17 protein-coding genes are annotated in these 18,488 nt (G+C 63.9%); 12 read left to right on the forward strand and 5 right to left on the reverse strand.

Annotated elements, in window-relative coordinates:
• A partial coding sequence (locus VLE48_11170; GenBank protein ID HSA93562.1) for a hypothetical protein occupies nucleotides 1-524 on the reverse strand: 524 nt, incomplete at its 3' end.
• Here VLE48_11170 and topA point away from each other — a divergent pair.
• Complete coding sequence (gene topA, locus VLE48_11175) at nucleotides 517-3,057, forward strand: type I DNA topoisomerase (protein HSA93563.1); 2,541 nt, start codon at nucleotides 517-519, stop codon at nucleotides 3,055-3,057. The two genes, VLE48_11170 and topA, sit on opposite strands and share 8 nt — an antisense overlap.
• A 66-nt stretch (nucleotides 3,058-3,123) precedes the next feature.
• On the forward strand, nucleotides 3,124-3,588 hold the full coding sequence (locus VLE48_11180; GenBank protein ID HSA93564.1) for a hypothetical protein: 465 nt from the start codon (nucleotides 3,124-3,126) through the stop codon (nucleotides 3,586-3,588).
• 87 nt (nucleotides 3,589-3,675) lie between these two features.
• On the opposite strand, the gene VLE48_11185 is transcribed toward VLE48_11180, so the two are convergent.
• The 3 genes from VLE48_11185 to VLE48_11195 form a co-directional block, all read right to left on the reverse strand.
• A complete protein-coding gene (locus VLE48_11185; GenBank protein ID HSA93565.1) occupies nucleotides 3,676-4,521 on the reverse strand; it encodes an ATP-binding cassette domain-containing protein in 846 nt (281 codons plus the stop codon).
• Between the two features lie 3 nt (nucleotides 4,522-4,524).
• Entirely contained in the window at nucleotides 4,525-5,307 is a 783-nt protein-coding gene (locus VLE48_11190) for an ABC transporter permease (protein ID HSA93566.1), read from the reverse strand.
• Between the two features lie 82 nt (nucleotides 5,308-5,389).
• A complete protein-coding gene (locus tag VLE48_11195; protein HSA93567.1) occupies nucleotides 5,390-7,057 on the reverse strand; it encodes a DUF389 domain-containing protein in 1,668 nt (555 codons plus the stop codon).
• A 111-nt stretch (nucleotides 7,058-7,168) separates the two neighbouring features.
• On the opposite strand from VLE48_11195, the gene mqnC reads away from it, so the two are divergent.
• Nucleotides 7,169-8,215 carry a cyclic dehypoxanthinyl futalosine synthase gene (gene mqnC / locus VLE48_11200; protein ID HSA93568.1) on the forward strand — a complete coding sequence of 349 codons (1,047 nt, stop codon included), beginning with the start codon at nucleotides 7,169-7,171 and terminating at the stop codon, nucleotides 8,213-8,215.
• A gap of 30 nt (nucleotides 8,216-8,245) precedes the next feature.
• Entirely contained in the window at nucleotides 8,246-9,934 is a 1,689-nt protein-coding gene (locus VLE48_11205; protein HSA93569.1) for a carboxypeptidase-like regulatory domain-containing protein, read from the forward strand.
• Between the two features lie 19 nt (nucleotides 9,935-9,953).
• Here the strand turns inward: VLE48_11205 and VLE48_11210 are convergent, their stop codons facing one another.
• Nucleotides 9,954-12,155 carry a patatin-like phospholipase family protein gene (locus VLE48_11210; protein ID HSA93570.1) on the reverse strand — a complete coding sequence of 734 codons (2,202 nt, stop codon included), beginning with the start codon at nucleotides 12,153-12,155 and terminating at the stop codon, nucleotides 9,954-9,956.
• Nucleotides 12,156-12,381: 226 nt separating this feature from the next.
• Here VLE48_11210 and VLE48_11215 point away from each other — a divergent pair, with 226 nt between their 5' ends.
• From VLE48_11215 to VLE48_11250, 8 genes are all read left to right on the forward strand, one after another.
• The gene (locus VLE48_11215; GenBank protein HSA93571.1) at nucleotides 12,382-13,980 is read left to right on the forward strand and encodes a cellulose synthase family protein; all 1,599 of its coding nucleotides are present in this window, start codon (nucleotides 12,382-12,384) and stop codon (nucleotides 13,978-13,980) included.
• 83 nt (nucleotides 13,981-14,063) lie between these two features.
• Entirely contained in the window at nucleotides 14,064-14,645 is a 582-nt protein-coding gene (locus VLE48_11220; GenBank protein HSA93572.1) for a DUF255 domain-containing protein, read from the forward strand.
• Nucleotides 14,642-14,848 carry a hypothetical protein gene (locus tag VLE48_11225; GenBank protein HSA93573.1) on the forward strand — a complete coding sequence of 69 codons (207 nt, stop codon included), beginning with the start codon at nucleotides 14,642-14,644 and terminating at the stop codon, nucleotides 14,846-14,848. The genes VLE48_11220 and VLE48_11225 overlap by 4 nt, the downstream gene beginning before the upstream one ends.
• Before the next feature lie 60 nt (nucleotides 14,849-14,908).
• Nucleotides 14,909-15,097 carry a hypothetical protein gene (locus VLE48_11230; GenBank protein HSA93574.1) on the forward strand — a complete coding sequence of 63 codons (189 nt, stop codon included), beginning with the start codon at nucleotides 14,909-14,911 and terminating at the stop codon, nucleotides 15,095-15,097.
• Between the two features lie 94 nt (nucleotides 15,098-15,191).
• Nucleotides 15,192-16,535, forward strand: a complete 1,344-nt coding sequence (locus VLE48_11235; GenBank protein ID HSA93575.1) for a Xaa-Pro peptidase family protein — start codon at nucleotides 15,192-15,194, stop codon at nucleotides 16,533-16,535.
• Between the two features lie 182 nt (nucleotides 16,536-16,717).
• Nucleotides 16,718-16,879 carry a hypothetical protein gene (locus VLE48_11240; protein HSA93576.1) on the forward strand — a complete coding sequence of 54 codons (162 nt, stop codon included), beginning with the start codon at nucleotides 16,718-16,720 and terminating at the stop codon, nucleotides 16,877-16,879.
• 31 nt (nucleotides 16,880-16,910) lie between these two features.
• A complete protein-coding gene (locus tag VLE48_11245; GenBank protein HSA93577.1) occupies nucleotides 16,911-17,498 on the forward strand; it encodes a biotin transporter BioY in 588 nt (195 codons plus the stop codon).
• A 12-nt stretch (nucleotides 17,499-17,510) separates the two neighbouring features.
• Nucleotides 17,511-18,386: an MqnA/MqnD/SBP family protein gene (locus tag VLE48_11250; protein ID HSA93578.1), complete on the forward strand. Its 876-nt coding sequence runs from the start codon at nucleotides 17,511-17,513 to the stop codon at nucleotides 18,384-18,386.
• The last annotated feature ends 102 nt before the right edge of the window (nucleotides 18,387-18,488 follow it).

An 18,488-nucleotide genomic window follows, 5' to 3' on the forward strand; every position in this document is an offset into this window, starting at 1 on the left:
AGCTGCGCGCTGTTGGCTCTTGGCTGTTGGCTGAATCGAGTTGAGGAGGAGCCGCATTGAGGAATTTCAGAGACTTGAGAGTCTGGCAGGCCGCGCACGAACTGACCCTGGCCATCTACAGGGTCACGGGCCAGTTCCCTGCCGAGGAGTTGTACGGACTCACCAGCCAGATTCGGCGTTGCTGCGTTTCGATTGAAGCGAATCTGGCTGAAGGCTGTGGACGCAACAGCGATGGAGAGCTTGCGCGGTTCGTTCAAATCGCCATGGGATCGGCCAGCGAACTGGAGTGCCATCTTCTGGTAGCGAAGGATCTCCGGCTGCTCGGTTCGTCCGATCACGAGCGGCTTCAGACAGTGCTTACACAGGTCCGCCGAATGCTCTCCGCTCTCTCGCAGAAGCTGCATTCCGAACCGGCGGTAAAGCCAAGAGCCAAAAGCCAACAGCCAAGAGCCTAAGGCTTCAAGATTGACCGGCTCTACCGAGTCCGTGTTAGTGTCAAGAGCCGAAGGAGTCAGTTTGCCCAAGAATCTCGTCATCGTCGAATCGCCCGCCAAGGCCAAGACGATCAACAAGTACCTCGGCAAGGAGTATGAGGTCGAAGCCTCGTTCGGCCACGTCAAAGACCTGCCCAAGACCACCCTCGGGGTGGACGTCTCGAACGACTTCGAGACGGACTACGTGGTCATTCCCGGCAAGGAAAAGGTGGTCGCCAAGCTGAAGAAACTGGCGCAGACCGCGGCCGCCATCTACCTGGCGCCCGATCCCGACCGCGAAGGCGAAGCCATCGCCGCGCACCTGGCGGAAGAACTGGCGCCCAACGGCGGGCGCAAGAAGAAGACGAAGAAAGCCGCGGGCGTGCCCGTGCATCGGGTCACGTTCAATGAGATCACCGCCAAAGCGGTGCGCGAGGCGTTCTCGCATCCGCGCGAGATCGATCAGCACCTGGTGGACGCGCAACTGGCGCGGCGTGTGCTCGACCGTTTAGTGGGCTACCAGGTTTCGCCGCTGCTCTGGGACAAGGTGCGGCGCGGGCTCTCCGCCGGGCGCGTGCAGACGGTGGCGCTGCGGCTCATCGTGGAGCGCGAGCGCGACATCAAAGCCTTCGAGAAGAAGGAGTACTGGACGCTGGACGCGCACCTGGCCGCGAGTAAGCCTCCCGCCTTCGACGCGCGCTTCATCGGCCGCGGCGAAGAGAAGATCGAGATCCCCAACGGCGACGAAGCCGCTCGCCTGCGCGACCTGCTGCAGGGCGCCGAGTGGACGGTGGCGTCAGTGGAAACCAAGGAGCGGCGGCGCAGCGCGCCTCCTCCGTTCACCACCAGCAAGTTGCAGCAGGACGCCGCGCGCAAGCTGCGCTTCAGCGTGAAGCGCACCATGATGCTGGCGCAACATCTATATGAAGGCGTGGAACTGGGCGAGGAAGGCCTGGTGGGCCTGATCACTTACATGCGCACCGATTCCACCCGCGTCAGTGACGATGCGCTCACTGAAGTGCGGCAGATGATCGGCTCGGAGTTCGGGCCGTCGTACATGCCGGAGAAGCCGAACTTTTTCAAGTCGAAGAAAGGGGCGCAGGACGCGCATGAGGCCATCCGGCCGACATCGGCGGCGCGACATCCGGAGAGCATCCGGCGCTATCTGAAGGAGGATGAGTACAAGGTCTACAAGCTCATCTGGCAGCGCTTCGTGGCTTCGCAGATGAACGCGGCGCTGTTCGACCAGACCAGCGTGGATATTCACGCCGCGGCGCAGGATGCGCCGTACCTGTTCCGCGTCACCGGTTCGGTGCTGAAGTTCGACGGCTTCCTGAAGGTCTACGAGGAATCGAAAGAAGGCAAGGACGAGGAAGACGAGGCGCTGAAGCACAAGCTGCCGGCGCTGGCCGCCGGGCAGAAGCTTGCTCTGCGCGAGCTGAAGGCGGAACAGCACTTCACCGAGCCGCCACCGCGCTACAACGAGGCTTCGCTGGTGAAGGAGCTGGAAGAGCAAGGCATCGGGCGGCCGTCCACCTACGCCACCATCCTTTCCACCATCCAGGAGCGCCAGTACGTCACCAAGACGGGAGGAAAGTTCATCCCCACGGAGATCGGGATGGTGGTGACGGAGCTGCTGGTGAAGAACTTCCCCGACATCTTCGACGTGAAGTACACGGCGCGCCTGGAAGAGGAGCTGGACGAGATCGAGGAAGGGCGCGAGAAGTGGACCGACGCGCTGGAGGAGTTCTACGCCAAGTTCTCCAAGGACCTGGACTACGCCCGCGAGCACATGGAGAACGTCAAGCGGATGGAAAAGCCCACCGAGGAGAAATGCGAGCGCTGCGGGTCGCCGCTGGTGATCAAGTGGGGGCGGCACGGGTCGTTCTTCGCCTGCAGCGCGTATCGCAAGGACGATCCGGCGAGCTGCACTTTCACCAAGGAAAACCCCATCGACCTGCCCGACCTCGATTCCGCCGACGACATGCAGGAAACTTCGCACGAGGAGTACTGCGAGAATTGCGGGCGGGTGATGGTGCTCAAGCGCGGACGCTTCGGCCAGTTCCTGGCCTGCACTGGATATCCCGAGTGCAAGACCACGCGTCGGCTGGACCAGGGCAAGCGCGTCCCCGATATCCTGACCGACGAGATCTGCCCCAAGTGCGGGCGGCATTTGGTGATCCGCCACGGTCGCTACGGCGAATTCACTTCCTGCTCCGGCTACCCCGACTGCAAGTTCATTAAACAGAACTTGATCGGGGTGAAGTGCCCGAAGTGCGGAGAAGGCGAGATCGTGGAGAAGAAGGCGCGGCGGCGCGGCAACGTGTTTTACGGCTGCTCGAACTACCCGGACTGCGACTTCACATCCAACTGGAAGCCGCTGGCGGAAAAATGTCCGCAGTGCGGGAGTCCCTACCTGGTGGAGAAGAACCTGAAGTCGGGGCCGGTGATCGCGTGTCCCAACAGCCGGCGCAGCAGCGAGGAAGAACCGGCGCGGAAGCGGCGGGGCAAGGCTGCCGTGGAAGAGACGGCCGCGACCTGCACGTATTCCCGTCCGGCACCCGAGCCCAGCGTGGTGGCCTAGGCGCGCGCGCCGCCCTCGGACCTGCTACACTTTCGTGTTCGTCAGCCATCCCAAGGAGGTTCTTCCATGGCCAAGAAGCCAACTGCCGCCGACGCCCGGCTGGGGCTGAAGCTTTACGATCTGCGCCGCGAGACCGAGATGCGCAAGGCGCGCAACTTCGTCAACTTTGACTTCAACCCCACGACTGCCGACGAGTTCCTGAAGGTGGCGACCGCGATGGGCACGCAGGAGAACGCATACCTGCGCCAAGCGCTTTCCTACTGGCAGATCGCAGCCTCGCTGGTGCTGCGCGGGACGTTCCACCCGGCAACCTTCCACGACACGTGCGGTGAAGGGCTGTTTGTTTTCGCCAAGTTCAAACCGCTGCTGAAGGAAATCCGGGCCAAGTTCGATCCGGAGTTCATGAGCAAGATCGAGAAGGTCGTACAGCAAGACAAGGAGTGCCGCGAGCGAGTCGCCAACATCGAAAAGAGAATCGCAGCCTGGAAGGAAGCGCAGCAGAAGGCATCGAGGGAAGCGGCCGCGGACTAAGAACCACCGGATTGCCGGAAACACCGAGCTGAGGCCCCGCGTTCGACTCCGGTAGCGCGGGGCCCAAGCCCGTTCCTCCCCACAAGTCTAGGACAGGTACTCGCGGATGTACTCGTCGCGCGAGGCGACGATCTCGCGCGCGGTACCGTCGAAGATCTTCTTGCCGTCGCGCAAGATGAGGAAGGTGGTGCGGGTCTCGCGGCGGCCGGTGCCGGCGACCGGCTTCATCTGGTTGGCCTCCGAGTCGAAGTAGTGGGAGGCCAGGGTGAAACCGTCGGGCAGACGGTGGGTGACCATGAGGGCGCTGCTCTCGTAGATGTCGCGCTGCTTCACGATGAGCTCGATGATGGTGGTGGAGGTGATGGGATCGAGCCCGGCCGTGGGCGAATCGTAGAGCAGGATCTCGGGGCGGTGCACGATGGCGCGGGCAATAGCGACCCGCCGCCGCATGCCTCCGGAAAGCTCGGAGGGGAACATGGCCAGGGTGTGGCCCAATTCGACGAAGCGCAGCGCCTCTTCCACGCGCTGATGAATCTCCTCTTCTGACAGGTCTCCTTCTTCCCGCAATCGATAGGCGACGTTCTCTTCCACGGTCAGGGAATCAAACAGAGCGCTTTCCTGGAAGACCATGCCGATCTTGCGGCGCAGGTCGAAGAGGTCGTCCTCGCTCATGGCGGTGACTTCATGACCGAGCACCCAGATGCGGCCGCGGTCGGGCCGCACCAACCCAAGCACCAGCTTGAGGATGGTGGTCTTGCCGGAGCCGGCAACGCCGAACAGGACTTTGGTCTCGCCGCGGGCTACCTCGAAGGAGACGCCATCCAGCACCGGGTTGTCCTCGAACGCGAGGACGACGTCTTCGAAGACGATGACCTTGTGGACGGTTTCACCCGGCGGCGGCAGGGGCGTCTCGCGAACCAAGGTGGAAGGCATGGGCTACTTTTCCATCCAGGTGATGAGGAAGCGAGTGACAAAAAAGTTCACGGTGAGGATAAGTACGGAAGCGGCCACCACCGCCTGGGTGGTAGCGCGGCCTACGCCCTGAGTGCCGCCGCGCGCGGTGAGCCCGTAGTAGCAGCCCACGGTGGCGATGATGAAGCCAAAGAACAGCGGCTTCACCAGTCCCATAAACAGATCCTCGGGCTCCAGCGTCTGGTAGGCGCTGGTCCAGTACTGCTGGGCGTCGAGGCGCAGGACGAGCGACGAGACCATGAAGCCACCGCCCAAACCGACCAGATCCGAGATCACGGTGAGGAAGAAAAGCATGATGACGCTGGCCACGACGCGCGGGGTGACCAGCTTCTTGGTGGGATCGGTGCCCAGGGCGCGCATGGCGTCGATCTGTTCAGTCACCATCATGGAGCCCAGTTCGCTGGCCATACCGCTGGCGTTGCGCCCGGCTACCATCAGGCCGGTGAGCACCGGACCCAGTTCGCGGACCATAGAGAGCGAGACTACCTGGCCGGTAAGGGAAAGCGAGCCGAACTGCTGCAGGGTTTTCGAGGTCTGCAGCGCCAGCACGGCGCCGGTGAAGAATCCCGTGAGCACCACAATGGAAAGCGAACCGACGCCGATGAGATCGGCCTGCATGAGCATGTCGGCCATGTAGCGCGGATGGCGGAAGAGGTTGGTGAGCGAGCGTCCCGCCAGCAGCGAATACTCCTGTACGGCCAGGATCTTGTCCTTGGCAATGTCGAAGGGAGAAACCAGGAGTTCCATGGGGAAGGGGAACTATAGCAAAATTTCCCACCCTGTCGCTCCAAGGTCGGGAGCGACCAGGGTGGGGCACCCGGCTAGTGCGTCAGGGCTGCGGCGCCGGGGTGGCCGGCGCGGGAGAAGCAGCGGGAGCAGCGCCCGTGGAACCCGTCACACTGATCTCCTGCACGACTTCGATGCGCAAGGTATCCGCAGCGAGGGCCTCTTCCGAGCCCGGCTCGTCAGATAGCTGGATGGCTAGGCGCCGGCGCAGAGCCGCGATTCGGCGGGCGGTAAGGGACTGCTCCGTAGCCGGAGAGGCGACCAACCTCACAACAAGGTCGCTGCGGTCGCGAAGCGGCTCCAACCACTGGCGTGCGGGGACCAGGGAGGCGCTCTGCGGCAGGGCGGAGCGTGCCGCAAAGGAGATGATGTCCGCAGGCTGACCGTCGGGCGGCACGATGCGAACGCGAACGCGCAGGTTGACGCGGGCGCGGAGTTCGTTAGCCACGGAGGTAGCGGCGACCGCCCACGCACGCGGGTCGCCGGGCTGTGGAGCCGAAGCAGTCACTTCGACGACGATGGAGTCGTCGGCCTGCCGGCCTACCATCTGGACGGTTCCGCCGGTGAGGCCCAGGGGCGCAAGCAGGGGCTGCAATGCCGCCTCCACTTTGCTCTGCACGTCAGAAAGCAAGGTGCCCGCGGTGCGGGCCAATTCGGGAGCGGTGGTAGGACGGACCATAGCGGAAGCCAGGAAGTCACGCAGGCGACGGGACTCGCCGGCGGGGTCCTCTTCCACCCGGATCTGCTCCAGCCGCAACCGGACGTGGCGTCCCAACCTGGCAGCGAGCGCCGCTTCCACCTGGCGTACCTGAGCGAGCTCAACGTATTCGGTGGTGTGCAGGACGGCCGCAACGGCGACAGAATCGTCACCCACGTGGAACTCGACGCCGCTGAGGCGGGACTTGCCCGGCTTCTCCAGCGAACGCAGCGTAGCCGTGATGGCCTCGCGCGTGCGCGCCTGCGAGGCCGCCTGGAAGAGAGTGCGGACAAGCGGGATAGAGATCAGGAGCAGGATCACGGTGGCCGCGACGATACGGTAACGGACCAGCAGCTTGTGCTCGTGCTTGAGCATCTTGTGGCGCGGCCGAAAGCCGACCCAGAGGAAGATGAGGTCGGCGCTGATGACGATGGCGGTGAGGTTGGTAAAGAAGAGAAGGAAGCTGCCGCCCGCGATCCCCCATTGCCCGGTTGCCACGCCGTAGCCGACTGTCGCCAGCGGCGGCATGACGGCGGTAGCGATGGCGACACCGGGGATGATAGTCAGTCCCATCCGGCGCGAAGTGAGCGCCAGCACACCGGCCACGCCGGAAAAGAAGGCGATGAGCAGGTCCATGAGGTTGGGATTGCTGCGGGCAAGAATCTCCGGCGTGGCTTCTTTGAGTGGGGAAAGCAGTGTGGCCACGGCAGCGATGATTATTGCCTCGAGAACCGAAAAACCGAGGTTGCGAACCGCTTTACGCCCCAGGTCCCACTCGGCCAGGGTCAGCGCCAATCCGCAGGAAAGAATAGGGCCCATCAGGGGCGAAATGAGCATGGCGCCGATGATGACGGCGGGGCTATTGACCAGCAGTCCGAGCAGCGCAATCAGGCAGGAAAGCACCAACATGTTGGCATAGACGGCGTCGAACTGGCGGCCTTCATAGACGCCGGTGTAGATCTCCTCGAGATCGCGGAATTCGGGCCGAAGACGCTTGAGCCAGTGGAGAACCATGATCGAACAGGGATTTCGAAACGGAGATTACGCGTGGAAGGAGTGAAAAGTCCACCCCGCGGAGCCAGCCTTGGTACGCGCCGCCAGCAGCGGCTAGAATAACCTCGAAGCATGTCCCTGACCAAGGCAGAAGCGCTCGACCTCTTTCGCTCCGACGACCTGGTCGGCATCGGCATGGAAGCCGACGCCGTCCGCCGCAGGCTGCACCCGGAGGGGGTGGTCACCTACGTCATCGACCGCAACATCAACTACACGAATCTGTGCACCGAGTACTGCACGTTCTGCGCCTTCTACCGGCCGGTGAAGGGACCGAAATCGAAAGAAGGCTACACGCTCGACTACGAGACCATCTGCGAGAAGATCCGAGAGACGGTGGAACTGGGCGGCACGGGCGTGCTGATGCAGGGCGGCCTGAACCCGGCGCTGCCGCTGGAGTGGTATGAGAAACTGCTGAGCGGCATCAAGCAGCGATTCCCGCGCGTGCATCTGCATTGCTTCTCGGCTTCGGAGGTCATCTTCCTGGCGGAGTTGAGCGGGCTCTCGATCCGCGACACCATCGTGCGACTGCGCGATGCGGGCCTGGATTCCATCCCCGGCGGCGGGGCGGAGATCCTGGACGACGAGGTGCGCTACAAGATCGCGCGCCTGAAGTGCCTGACCGACGACTGGCTCAACGTCCACCGCACGGCGCACAGACTGGGCATGCGGACCACGGCCACCATGATGTTCGGCTGCGGGGAAAGCTTCGAACACCGCGTGAACCACTTCCAGCGCATCTACGACCTGCAGGAAGAGACGGGCGGGTTCACGGCGTTCATCCCGTGGTCGTTCCAGCCGCAGAACACGGCGCTGGGCGGACGCCACTGGGATGAGGCCACTGCGGTCGAGTACCTGAAGGTGCTGGCCATCGCGCGCCTGTTCCTGACGAACTTCAAGAACGTGCAATCGAGCTGGGTGACGCAGGGATTGAAGGTCTGCCAGCTCGGGCTGCGCTTCGGCGGCAACGACGTAGGCTCCGTGATGCTGGAAGAGAACGTGGTGGCCGCGGCCGGAGTGCGCAACCGGACCAGCGAAGAAGAGCTGCGCCGCATCATCCGTGACGCCGGCTTCCGCCCGGCGCAGCGGGATACGCTGTACCGGCAGTATTTCCTGAATTAGGGCCCCGAATCCGAGCGCTGGAGGGTGTGGATGAAACTCTGGGCCTCCTGCCTGCTGTTCGCAGCCTTGCCGAGTCTCGCGCAGCAACCTTCCGCCGCAAGGCCGCCGGAGAAGTGCACGGTGACCGGGATCGTACTCAAGGCCGGCACCGACGAACCGATCCGCCGAGCCAAGGTCATGCTCTGGCCGGAAGACGACGGTGACCGCAACCAGCAGGCCACCAGCGACGCGCAAGGGCGTTTCGAGCTTAAGGGTGTCGAGCCCGGCCGGTATGGGCTGCGGGTCGAGCGAGACGGTCACCTGGTGCAGCGGCTCGGCGTGGGCGACGTCTGGGCTGATGGTGGCTTCCTGCGCGTGACGCTGACAGCAGGACAGGAACTCAAAGTCGTAGCCTACCTGATCCCAGCAGGTGTAATCACCGGGCGCGTATTGGATGCGGAAGGAGAGCCTGTGGTGGGAGCACAAGTGGAAGCGGCGCGACGCGTCAGCGGCGCGATGTTCCTAGGCGAAAGCGGATTCATGGAAACCAACGACCTGGGCGAGTATCGCCTTCACGGTCTGAAGCCGGGGCGGTACTACGTGCGCGCACACCCTGGATGGGGCTCCGCTGCCGTAGGCTCGAAAAAGGTCTCTGCAACGGGTGAGGCACAGATCTATGTGACCACGTTCTATCCCGGGGTCGCCGAGGGCAGCGAGGCCATGCGCGTGGAAGTGAGTGCCGGTGAAGAAGCGCGGGCCGATGTCTCCCTGCTGCTGGTGCGCGCCGTGCGAGTGCAGGGTCATCTGTCGTGGCCGAAAGACATGCCATTCGATCCGCGGACCCAAGTGGTGCTACATCGGGGTGGTGGAGGTTTCTGGAACGCTTCGGCGCGCGCCCGCGTGCGCGAGGACGGAACGTTCGAGCTCGATGCAGTCGCGCCCGGTTCGTACATGCTGCTCGCCTACACGCACTCTACGGGAAAGATGCAGACGCTCGTGCGCCAGCGCGTCGAAGTCACCGATGCCGGCGTCGACGATCTGCAAATCGTCTCCGCGCCATTCCGCAGCTCACCGCTCGAGGGCCGACTGCGAGTCGAGGGCGGCGCGGAAATCAAACCGGGCAGCCTCCAGGTCTTTGTGAATCCCGATCCGCCTGAGGAAGAAAAGGACTTCGTCCGTTTCGGGATGGGGTTTCGCGGATGGGTGCCGGTCAAATCCGATGGCACGTTCACGGTGGAGAATCTGGAGGATGGCCGTTACCGACTCCGGGTCTCGGGCGAGGGTTCTGAGCGGCAGAGGTTCGCCGAACACTACCTGAAGTCTGCCACTATAGGCGGTAAAGACGTTCTGGAAGAAGGGCTCTGGGTGCGCCAGGGGCAGGCCGGTGGACGGCTCGAACTCGTGCTGAGTCCAGCGGGAGCACGGGTTGAAGGCGTGGTGCTGGACGACGCGGAGAAACCTGCGGCTGGTGTGTACGTGATGGCGGCGCCCAGAACAAAGGACCGCGAGATGCGTGACTTCGAGACCCAGACGACCGACCAGAACGGCCAATTCGTCCTGCGCGGCTTGCGGCCGGGCCGCTACACGCTGCTGGCCTGGCAGAGCGAAGGCGGCAGGTTCGCCACCTACCGCGATCCTGAGTTCCTCAAGAAGTACGAAGACAAGGGCGTGAGCGTAACGGTGCAGGAAAGCGAACGCAAGAGCGTGACGTTACGCGCCTTCCCGCTGGAGGAGCCGTAGCGATGCCGACTCCAAGCACTCAGAAGAACAGCCGCCCGAAGCGGAAGAACACTTTCTTTTCGCCCTGCTCCCCCACGCTGCCGCCGACGTAATAGACGCCCAATCGAGTGACGCCCATCAAGCCCAGGGCGACATCGTGGAAGGTGTTGGCGTTGGCGGCGTCGTCGAATGCGTCTCCCATTTCATAGCCGACCACGAAATAGGTACGGGTGGCCAGGCCGGTGGGGTCGCGACTCAGGGTGCGCAGCAACGCCAGACCTCCGTTATAGAAGCTGCCGCCGCGGAGCTCGTCGCGGCCCAGCGCACTCAAACGCAGAGGGCCGCCGAGGACAAATGCGTCCACGGGCGTGCCGCGGCCGAAGTTGGAGCCACCGGCCGCGGTCCCGATGAGCAGATACTTGGGCGCAACCTGCCGGGCCGCGAGCCAGCGCGATTGGAAGGTGGGGAAAGCCTGCGTGGCGCCCGGCGAATCGAGCACCCAGCCGGCGCTGATCTCCCCGCGAACGCCTGAGGTAGGAATGGTCGGACTGTCTGTGCCGTCGTAGAGCCAGCGCGCGCGCACCGAGCTGTGGGTGCCGCGGAGCTCCGGCAACGTCGATGCTCCGATGGTGGAGAAGGCATCGACGTGCGCCAGTTCATAGCCGATGCGGAACTCGCTGGTGGGCCCGAGCACAAAGCCCAGGTCCGCCGCACCGCCCACGCGATCGAGGTTGTATTCCGCGATGCGCGCGCTGCGGTCCCAGACGTCCTGCTTCTCGCGGCCGACAAATGCCCGCGGGGCCAGGAACCAGCGGCCACCGCCGACGCGCCAGTAGTATTCGCTGGAGAGGAAACTGGCCCGGCCGAGATTGAGGTCATTGCGCCATTCGGCGGAAGGCACGCCGAGGCCCAGCCAGGTGATCCGTGCCCCAAAACCGAAGCGGGGATCATCGGCCTGGCTGCCATCGATGGTGAGTCCCCAGTTGATGAAGGGAGGTCCGTAACGCTTCTCGTGCAGGGTGACTTCGAGGACGTTGCGCCGGTCACGCTGGAACTGCTGGTAGGTGGCGGTGGAGAAGCGGCCATGGCCCGCAAGCTGATCCATGCTGTGTTCCACATGTTCCGGGTCGAACGGCTGGCCGACCAAAGGCTGCAACTCGGCTCTGACGGCAGCGGACTCGCCGCCGGCGCCACGCACCTCGATGCGCTGCGGCGTTTCCATGTTGCGCCGCCGGGAGCGGCGGGCTTCCAGGTAGCGCTCCCATTCCGCGTCGCTGACGGCCAGGGTCTTGAGGAAACGCGCTTTGGCCTCGGCAGCGGCATATCCGCGCTCTTCCAGGTCTTGCCAACGCTCGAAATCCGAAGAGTCGAGACCGTTCAGGTCCGGGGAAACCACCAGGTCCGCCTGAGCCAAGCTACGGCGCTCGTTGGCGAAGATCATGGTGGTCAGGGACTCCCGGCCCACCTTGAGCAATGACTCCAGGGACTCCGGGGTAGGCGGCGGCGTATCCAGCTCGACGGCGATGACCACGTCGCTGCCCATCTTGCGGGCGACGTCGACCGGCAGATTGTTCAGCAGGCCTCCGTCCACCAGCACGCGGCCACCCACGCGCACCGGGGGAAACACGGTGGGCAACGACATGGTGGCCCGCAACGCATCCAAGAGCGAGCCCTGGTGAAATACCACCTGCTCGCGCTTCACGAGGTCGACGGCGACGCAGCGGAACGGAGTGGGCAGATCGTCGAAAGTGTTCATCTCCGCGTAAGGTGCGGCGAAGCGGCTCAGAACCAGACTCACGCCCTGGCCGGTGTTGAAACCCGGAGGGAAGCGAAGGCCGCTACGCCATCCGAGCTCCAGCTCATTGGCGAATACCCGCTGATCCTCCTTGCGGCGGAAGTTGAGATCGGCGTAGGTAGTGGGCGGACCAAAGACCCGGCCCCAGTCGGTGGCGCGCACCAGTTCACGCATCTCATCCGGGGAGTAGCCGCTGGCGTACATGCCGCCCACCAGCCCGCCCATGCTGGTGCCGGCGACATAGTCGACGGGAATGTGATGGTCGTCGAACCACTTGAGCACGCCGATGTGGGCGAGGCCCAACGCACTCCCTCCGGCCAAGGCCACGCCAATGCGCGGGCGCGACGGGGCGGGTGGAACGGCGGGTTGCGTGTCCTGGGCCTGGAGCGCGCCGCCAGCAAGCAAGAAGAGAACAAGTATGAGGGCCATCGGGCGAATCTGAAGCATCGCTGCCTCCACCTGAATCACAAAGAGTCGCGTATTTGAGTTCTGATGCCTTTGGGAACAACCGTGGCAATGCTGTCCAGCGTCCCATCGTACTCCCATGTCCGAGGGCAGCCGGGCAGCCAGGTTCAAATCGTGTATAATCAAACGCTTGTGGCGGACTGGGCCGCCGCATTCGTAATTTTCATCCGACGGGAGCCCTCCCCTGTTCAGTTTTGCACTCATATGGATGGCGGCGTTCGCCCGCCAGCGCGGCCTGGAAGAGTACATCCGCCGCACCTTCTTCGACACGACCTTCAAGGGCCTGTACCAGCTCAACGCGTTTGACCTGGCGCTGCTGGTGCCGTATTTCATCGTGCTCGTCCTGCTGGCCAGCTATGGTATGCATCGCTACGCGCTGGTCTACGTTTATTACAAGAACCGCAAGAACCGGGTGACGGAACCTGCGCAACGGTTCGCCGAGCTGCCGCGCGTGACCGTGCAGTTGCCTATCTTCAACGAACGCTTCGTGGTGGAGCGGCTGGTGGAGGCCACCTGCCGGCTGGAGTATCCGCGGGAGAAGCTGGACATCCAGGTGCTCGACGACTCCACCGACGAGACGCGCCAAGTGGCGCGCGGGGTGGTGGAGCGCTACGCCGCGCTCGGCTATCCCATCACGTACCACCACCGCTCGAACCGCGAGGGCTTCAAGGCGGGCGCGCTACAGGAAGGATTGAAAGCGGCGCAGGGCGAGTTCGTGGCGATCTTCGACGCGGACTTCGTGCCGCCCGAAGACTTCCTGCTGCGGCTGATCCACCACTTCACCGACCCGCAGGTGGGCATGGTGCAGGGGCGCTGGACGCACATCAACCGCAACTACTCCTTCCTGACTGAAGTGGAGGCCATCCTGCTCGACGGCCACTTCGTGCTGGAGCACGGCGGGCGCTCGCGCAGTAGCGTGTTTTTCAACTTCAACGGCACGGCGGGAATGTGGCGGCGGCAGGCGATCGAGGAAGCCGGGGGCTGGCAGCACGACACGCTCACCGAAGATACCGACCTTTCCTACCGCGCGCAGCTCAAGGGGTGGCGCTTCCGCTATCTGCAGGACGTCGAGTGCCCGGCGGAGCTACCGGTGGAGATGACCGCGTTCAAGACGCAGCAGGCGCGCTGGGCCAAAGGGCTCATCCAGACGGCGAAGAAGATCCTGCCGCAGGTGATGAAGGCGGACTTGCCGTTCAAGGTGAAGGTGGAAGCCTGGTTCCACCTGACGGCCAACATCAGCTACCCGCTGATGATCGTGCTCTCGACGCTGCTGCTGCCGGCGATGATCATTCGCTTCTACCAGGGCTGGTTCCAGATGCTGTACATCGACCTGCCGCTGTTCCTGGCTTCGACGTTCTCCATCTCCAGTTTCTACCTGGTCTCGCAGAAGGAACTCTTCCCGCGGAGCTGGGGGAGGACGTTCCTGTACCTGCCGTTCCTGATGGCTCTGGGCATCGGGCTGACGGTGACCAATGCGAAGGCGGTGCTGGAAGCATTGCTGGGCATCCAGTCGTCGTTCAAGCGGACCCCGAAGTACAAGGTCGAGACGCGGCAGGACAAGGTCACGACTTCCCAATATCGCCGGCGCCTGGGGTGGGTGCCCTGGGTGGAGTTGGCCATCGGGGGCTACTTCTTCGCGACCGTGTACTACGCCATGGCCAACGAGAATTTCATCACCGTGCCCTTCCTCATCCTGTTCGTGGTCGGCTACTGGTACACGGGGCTGATGTCACTGCTGCAGGGCGTCCTCACCGGGTGGACGCTGCCCATGCCGGCGCGCGCCAAGCCGTACGCCGTGGGCGTGTAGAAATCGCTTTCCGCTGTCCGCTGTCCGTTTTCCGTAGCCTGTAACCTCGTTGGCGGAAGAGCATCTAAGAGAGCGTGCTGGCGATGCGGAGACGTGTATTCCAAGGCCTTCTTGTTGCCCTTCTCTACGTAGCAGGCTCCGGGGCTGCGCAAACGGCTGATTCGCCTCGCTATAACCACCTGAAGGATTCCCGGTCGGTGTACCTGCGACGGGCATCACAGCAGCCGGTGGATTGGTATCCGTGGGGCGACGCGGCGTTTCAGCGGGCGCGCGAACTGGACCGTCCCTTGCTCATCGACGTGGGCGCCGTGTGGTGCGCCTGGTGCGACCTAATGGACCGCCACGGATACACCCAACCCGAGGTCGCAGCCTACATCAACGCCAACTTCGTGGCTGTGAAGGTGGATTACGACGCGCAGGAAAAGCTGAGCGCCAGGTTGCAACGCGCACAGGCGTGGATGAACCTGCCGGGCGGACTGCCGCTCACCATGTTCGTCACCCCGACGGGCAGGCTGTACTATGGCGGCGCCTACTTCCCGGAACATGCCAGCGGCGACAAGCCCGCTTTCCGCGATGCGCTGCGCGAGGCTGAGCGACTCTATCGCGAATCGCGGGCGCAGATCGAGCGCGAAGCCTTCGACCTGGAACTGGGGAAGGAAGAATGATGCAACGACCGCTTGCCATACTGATCTTTCTTTTGGGGCTGGCCTCACCGGCTCTGCTCCACGGAGCCGAGAACCTGAAGCTCAATCCCAAGCTCGACTACTCCAGCGACAGCGAGGACGGCCCGCTCATCACCGGCGACAAGATGGAAGAAGGGCTGCAAGCGGGCAAGCCCAACTACGTGATCTTCTACGGCGAGGGTTGATTCAACTCCAAGCGCCAGGCTCGGCGCTCCGTCAGTCTGTACAACAAGTACAAGGGCCGGGTGCACTTCGTCATCGTGGACCTGGACCTGAAGCGCTCCGACGCGCAGCAGGAGCTGGTGCGCAAGCACTACCGCGGCTACATCCCGCACCTCACGCTCTACGACAGGAACGGCAAGGTGCTCTATGACCAGTCGGGCGAGCGGAGCGAAGAAGCCATCTCGGCGATCCTGGACAAGGCGCTGCAATAAGACCCGGCGTCTCGCAGGCTGTGGCGGGATCCTGCCCGCGTGTACCGCGCATGTTAGAATCGCCGTTCTTCCGATACCAACCGTGAGGTTCTCTGTGCGCAGGTTCCTGATCGCTCTGCTTTTTCTCTCCGCCACGCTGGCCGCGGCGATGGAGCGCCAGCCCAACGCCGACTATCGGGCGCGGCGGCAGGCGCTGGCCGCCAGGACCAACGGGGGCGTGGTGGTGCTCTTCGCTCCCATGGAAAACGAAGGGCCGAACGCCCTTTATGGCTTTCGCCAGGAGGACAACTTCTATTACCTGAGCGGGTTATCTGCGCCGGATGCGGCGCTGGTGATCTCACCCGCGGTGGAGGCCAAGGGCGATACGCCGGCGCGTCCCTATACGGAAATCCTTTTCCTGCCCGCACGCAACATGACGCAGGAGCGCTGGACCGGGCCGAAGCTCGGCCCGGACAATGCCAAGGCCGCCGAAATCACCGGCTTCGATCGCGTGGAATCGTTGGACAAGATGCGCGAGGAGCTGGCCCGCATCCTGCCCGCGCCTCGCGTCACGATTTACACGGACGTCCGTGAGGCCGGCGCGCGCTCGCCTTCCACCAGCGGCATCGAGTGGCTGTGGCGCGCGAACGCCTTTCCGAATTACGTGAGCTTTGCCGACGTCAAACCGCTGGTACACGGGTTGCGGCTGGTGAAAGACGCAGGCGAGATCGAGCTGATCCGCAAGGCTACCGAGGCCAGCAAGGCGGCCCACCGCGCCGTGCTGCCCAACATGAAGCCGGGGATGACCGAGCAGCAGATCTCGGCCCTGATGCAGTACGAATTCCTGAAGCGCGGCTGCGAGCGGCCAGCGTACGCGCCCATCGTCGGGTCGGGCTTCAACGGGACGGTGCTGCACTACTCGCAGAACTCGGCCACCCTCGCCGATGGCGACCTGGTGGTGATGGACGTGGGCGGCGAGTACTCCATGTACGCCACCGATATCACGCGCACCCTGCCGGCGAACGGGAAGTTCACCGCCCGCCAGCGCGAGATCTACGAGATCGTGCTGGGCGCGCAGCGGGCGGTGGAGAAGGCCTTCGAGCAGGGCAAATCCACGCTCGCACGTGCCGGCGGCGAGCACTCGTTCCAGAAAATCGCCTACGACTACATCAACTCCAACGGCAAGGACAAGCACGGCCAGCCGCTGGGCCAGTACTTTATCCACGGCCTGGGGCACTCGGTAGGGCTCAACGTGCACGACCCCGGGTACGCCAGCGGTCCCATCCCCAAGGGCATGGTCTTTACCGTGGAGCCCGGCATCTACATCCCGGAAGAAAAGCTGGGCGTGCGCATCGAGGACATGTACTACGTGGACCCGGACGGCAAGCTGGTACGCCTGACCGAGGGACTGCCGAGGACAGTGGAGGAGATTGAAAGCGAGATGGCCAAGAGGGATTGAGTGATTTGGTGATTTGGTGATTTGGTGATTTGGTGATTTGGGAATCATCGCAACCGAGAAACCGGTTAGCCCATATGGGCAGATGACTACATGACCAGATGACCACCTCCGGCAATGTCCCGATGGGAGGTGACCGGATGACCCGATATTCGATTCCTCTGGTATCCTAGAACTCCGTGTTCATGACCTTCCTCTACGCCGTATTGGTGCTTTCGCTGGTGGCCCTGTTGGGGTCGGCCGTGCTGGCCTGGGCGCGGGTGCGCCGGGAATTGAAGGCTTCCGACGAGACACTGCGCCGGGCGTTAGCGGAGATCCAGGCCGAACAGGAAGTCACGCGGACATAGGCTGGGGTTTCAGCCCTGAGGTTTGACCAGGATGCGCGACCGAAAACGCGGCCAAGTCGCAATCTTCCCTGCCCTTCCCGCCAGCCGCTCCACTGAATTCCTGTACCAGACGCTGGTCGTTGTGAGCGCTTCCCTGTTTGTGGCCTTGTGCGCGCGGGTCACGCTGCCGCTGCCTTTCACTCCGGTGCCGCTCACCTTGCAGAACTTCGGCGTGCTGGCGGTCGGCATGACGCTGGGCAGCCGGCGCGGCGCAGCGGCGCTGGCGCTCTACCTGGCGGAGGGAGCCCTGGGCCTGCCGGTGTTCAATCCGGCGGGAGCGGGCGGAGTTGCACAGATTCTCGGCCCGACGGGCGGCTACCTGCTGGCCTATCCGGCGGTCGCGTACGTCGCGGGCATGGGGCGGGAACGCGGTTTCACCCGGCTGTTGGGTGCGGGCATCGCGGCGGAGGTCGTCCTGTTCGCCGGCGGTGTGGCGTGGCTGTTCCTGCTGACCGGCTCAGCCCGGCTGGCGGCGCAGTTCGGCGCGCTGCCCTTCGTATTCGCGGAAGTCATCAAGATCATGCTGGCGGCGGGCGCGGCCGACCGCTGGCAGCGTTTTCGTAGTGGCAGCAAGGCCTAGTTCCGTCCCCGCATGACCTCGCACGCCTCAAGAACCAGCCGGGCCAAGCCCGCCGGAGTACGCGAGATCACCGTGGCCCACAGCCCGGACTCCGACGACGCCTTCATGTTCTACGCGCTGGCCACCAACAAGCTCGAGACTCCCGGGTTGAGATTCCAACACACGCTCTGCGACATCGAGACGCTGAACCGCAAGGCGCTGGAAGGCTTCTACGACGTCACCGCCATTTCGTTCCATGCCTATCCTTACGTGCAGGAGAAGTACGCCCTGCTGCCCACGGGCGGGAGCGTGGGCGATGGCTACGGGCCGATGGTGGTGTCGCCACGTTCGCTGACCCAGGAGGAGTTGGCGGGGCACACCATCGCTATTCCCGGCACGCTGACCACGGCGTATCTGGCGCTGAAGCTGTTCCTGCCCGAAGCTCACACGGCGGTGGTTCCTTTTGACCAGATCATTCCGCAGGTAATGGAAGGACGCTACCAGGCGGGGCTGATCATCCACGAAGGGCAGCTCACTTACGCCAAGGCCGGGCTGCATCGCATCGTGGACCTGGGAAAATGGTGGCTCGAGACCACCGGCTTGCCGCTGCCGCTGGGCGGCAACGCCATCCGGCGCTCGCTGGGCGTGGAGACCATCCGTATAGTCTCGGCGGCCATCAAGGGCAGCATTCAGTACGCGCTCGACCATCGTGAGCAGGCGCTGGAATACGCCATGCAGTTCGCCCGCGAACTGGACCCGGATTCGGCCAACAAGTTCGTGGGCATGTACGTGAACGAGCGCACGCTGGATTACGGCGAGGAAGGCCGGGAAGCCGTGCGCCGCCTGCTGGACATGGGTCACCGCGCGGGCATCATCCCGCACGAGGCGAAGGTGGAGTTTCTAGGTTAGGACGGGCTGCCCGGCTGCGTGTAGTACCGCCCGATGATGACGCCGATCTCGACGGCGGCCTCCGAAGTGAGTTTTTCGAACTCCAACCCCACGCCCGTGCTG

It is taken from the genome of Terriglobales bacterium, from assembly GCA_035454605.1.
Classification (GTDB): Bacteria; Acidobacteriota; Terriglobia; order Terriglobales; family Acidobacteriaceae; genus DATMAB01.

What these genes read in the sequence shown, in the direction of transcription:
- VLE48_11180 (HSA93564.1), top strand. Translation starts at nt 3,124, where the DNA reads ATGGCCAAGAAGCCAACTGCCGCCGACGCCCGGCTGGGGCTGAAGCTT.
- VLE48_11185 (HSA93565.1), bottom strand. Translation starts at nt 4,521, where the DNA reads ATGCCTTCCACCTTGGTTCGCGAGACGCCCCTGCCGCCGCCGGGTGAA.
- VLE48_11190 (HSA93566.1), bottom strand. Translation starts at nt 5,307, where the DNA reads ATGGAACTCCTGGTTTCTCCCTTCGACATTGCCAAGGACAAGATCCTG.
- VLE48_11195 (HSA93567.1), bottom strand. Translation starts at nt 7,057, where the DNA reads ATGGTTCTCCACTGGCTCAAGCGTCTTCGGCCCGAATTCCGCGATCTC.
- mqnC (HSA93568.1), top strand. Translation starts at nt 7,169, where the DNA reads ATGTCCCTGACCAAGGCAGAAGCGCTCGACCTCTTTCGCTCCGACGAC.
- VLE48_11205 (HSA93569.1), top strand. Translation starts at nt 8,246, where the DNA reads ATGAAACTCTGGGCCTCCTGCCTGCTGTTCGCAGCCTTGCCGAGTCTC.
- VLE48_11210 (HSA93570.1), bottom strand. Translation starts at nt 12,155, where the DNA reads ATGCTTCAGATTCGCCCGATGGCCCTCATACTTGTTCTCTTCTTGCTT.
- VLE48_11215 (HSA93571.1), top strand. Translation starts at nt 12,382, where the DNA reads ATGGCGGCGTTCGCCCGCCAGCGCGGCCTGGAAGAGTACATCCGCCGC.
- VLE48_11220 (HSA93572.1), top strand. Translation starts at nt 14,064, where the DNA reads ATGCGGAGACGTGTATTCCAAGGCCTTCTTGTTGCCCTTCTCTACGTA.
- VLE48_11225 (HSA93573.1), top strand. Translation starts at nt 14,642, where the DNA reads ATGATGCAACGACCGCTTGCCATACTGATCTTTCTTTTGGGGCTGGCC.
- VLE48_11240 (HSA93576.1), top strand. Translation starts at nt 16,718, where the DNA reads ATGACCTTCCTCTACGCCGTATTGGTGCTTTCGCTGGTGGCCCTGTTG.
- VLE48_11245 (HSA93577.1), top strand. Translation starts at nt 16,911, where the DNA reads ATGCGCGACCGAAAACGCGGCCAAGTCGCAATCTTCCCTGCCCTTCCC.
- VLE48_11250 (HSA93578.1), top strand. Translation starts at nt 17,511, where the DNA reads ATGACCTCGCACGCCTCAAGAACCAGCCGGGCCAAGCCCGCCGGAGTA.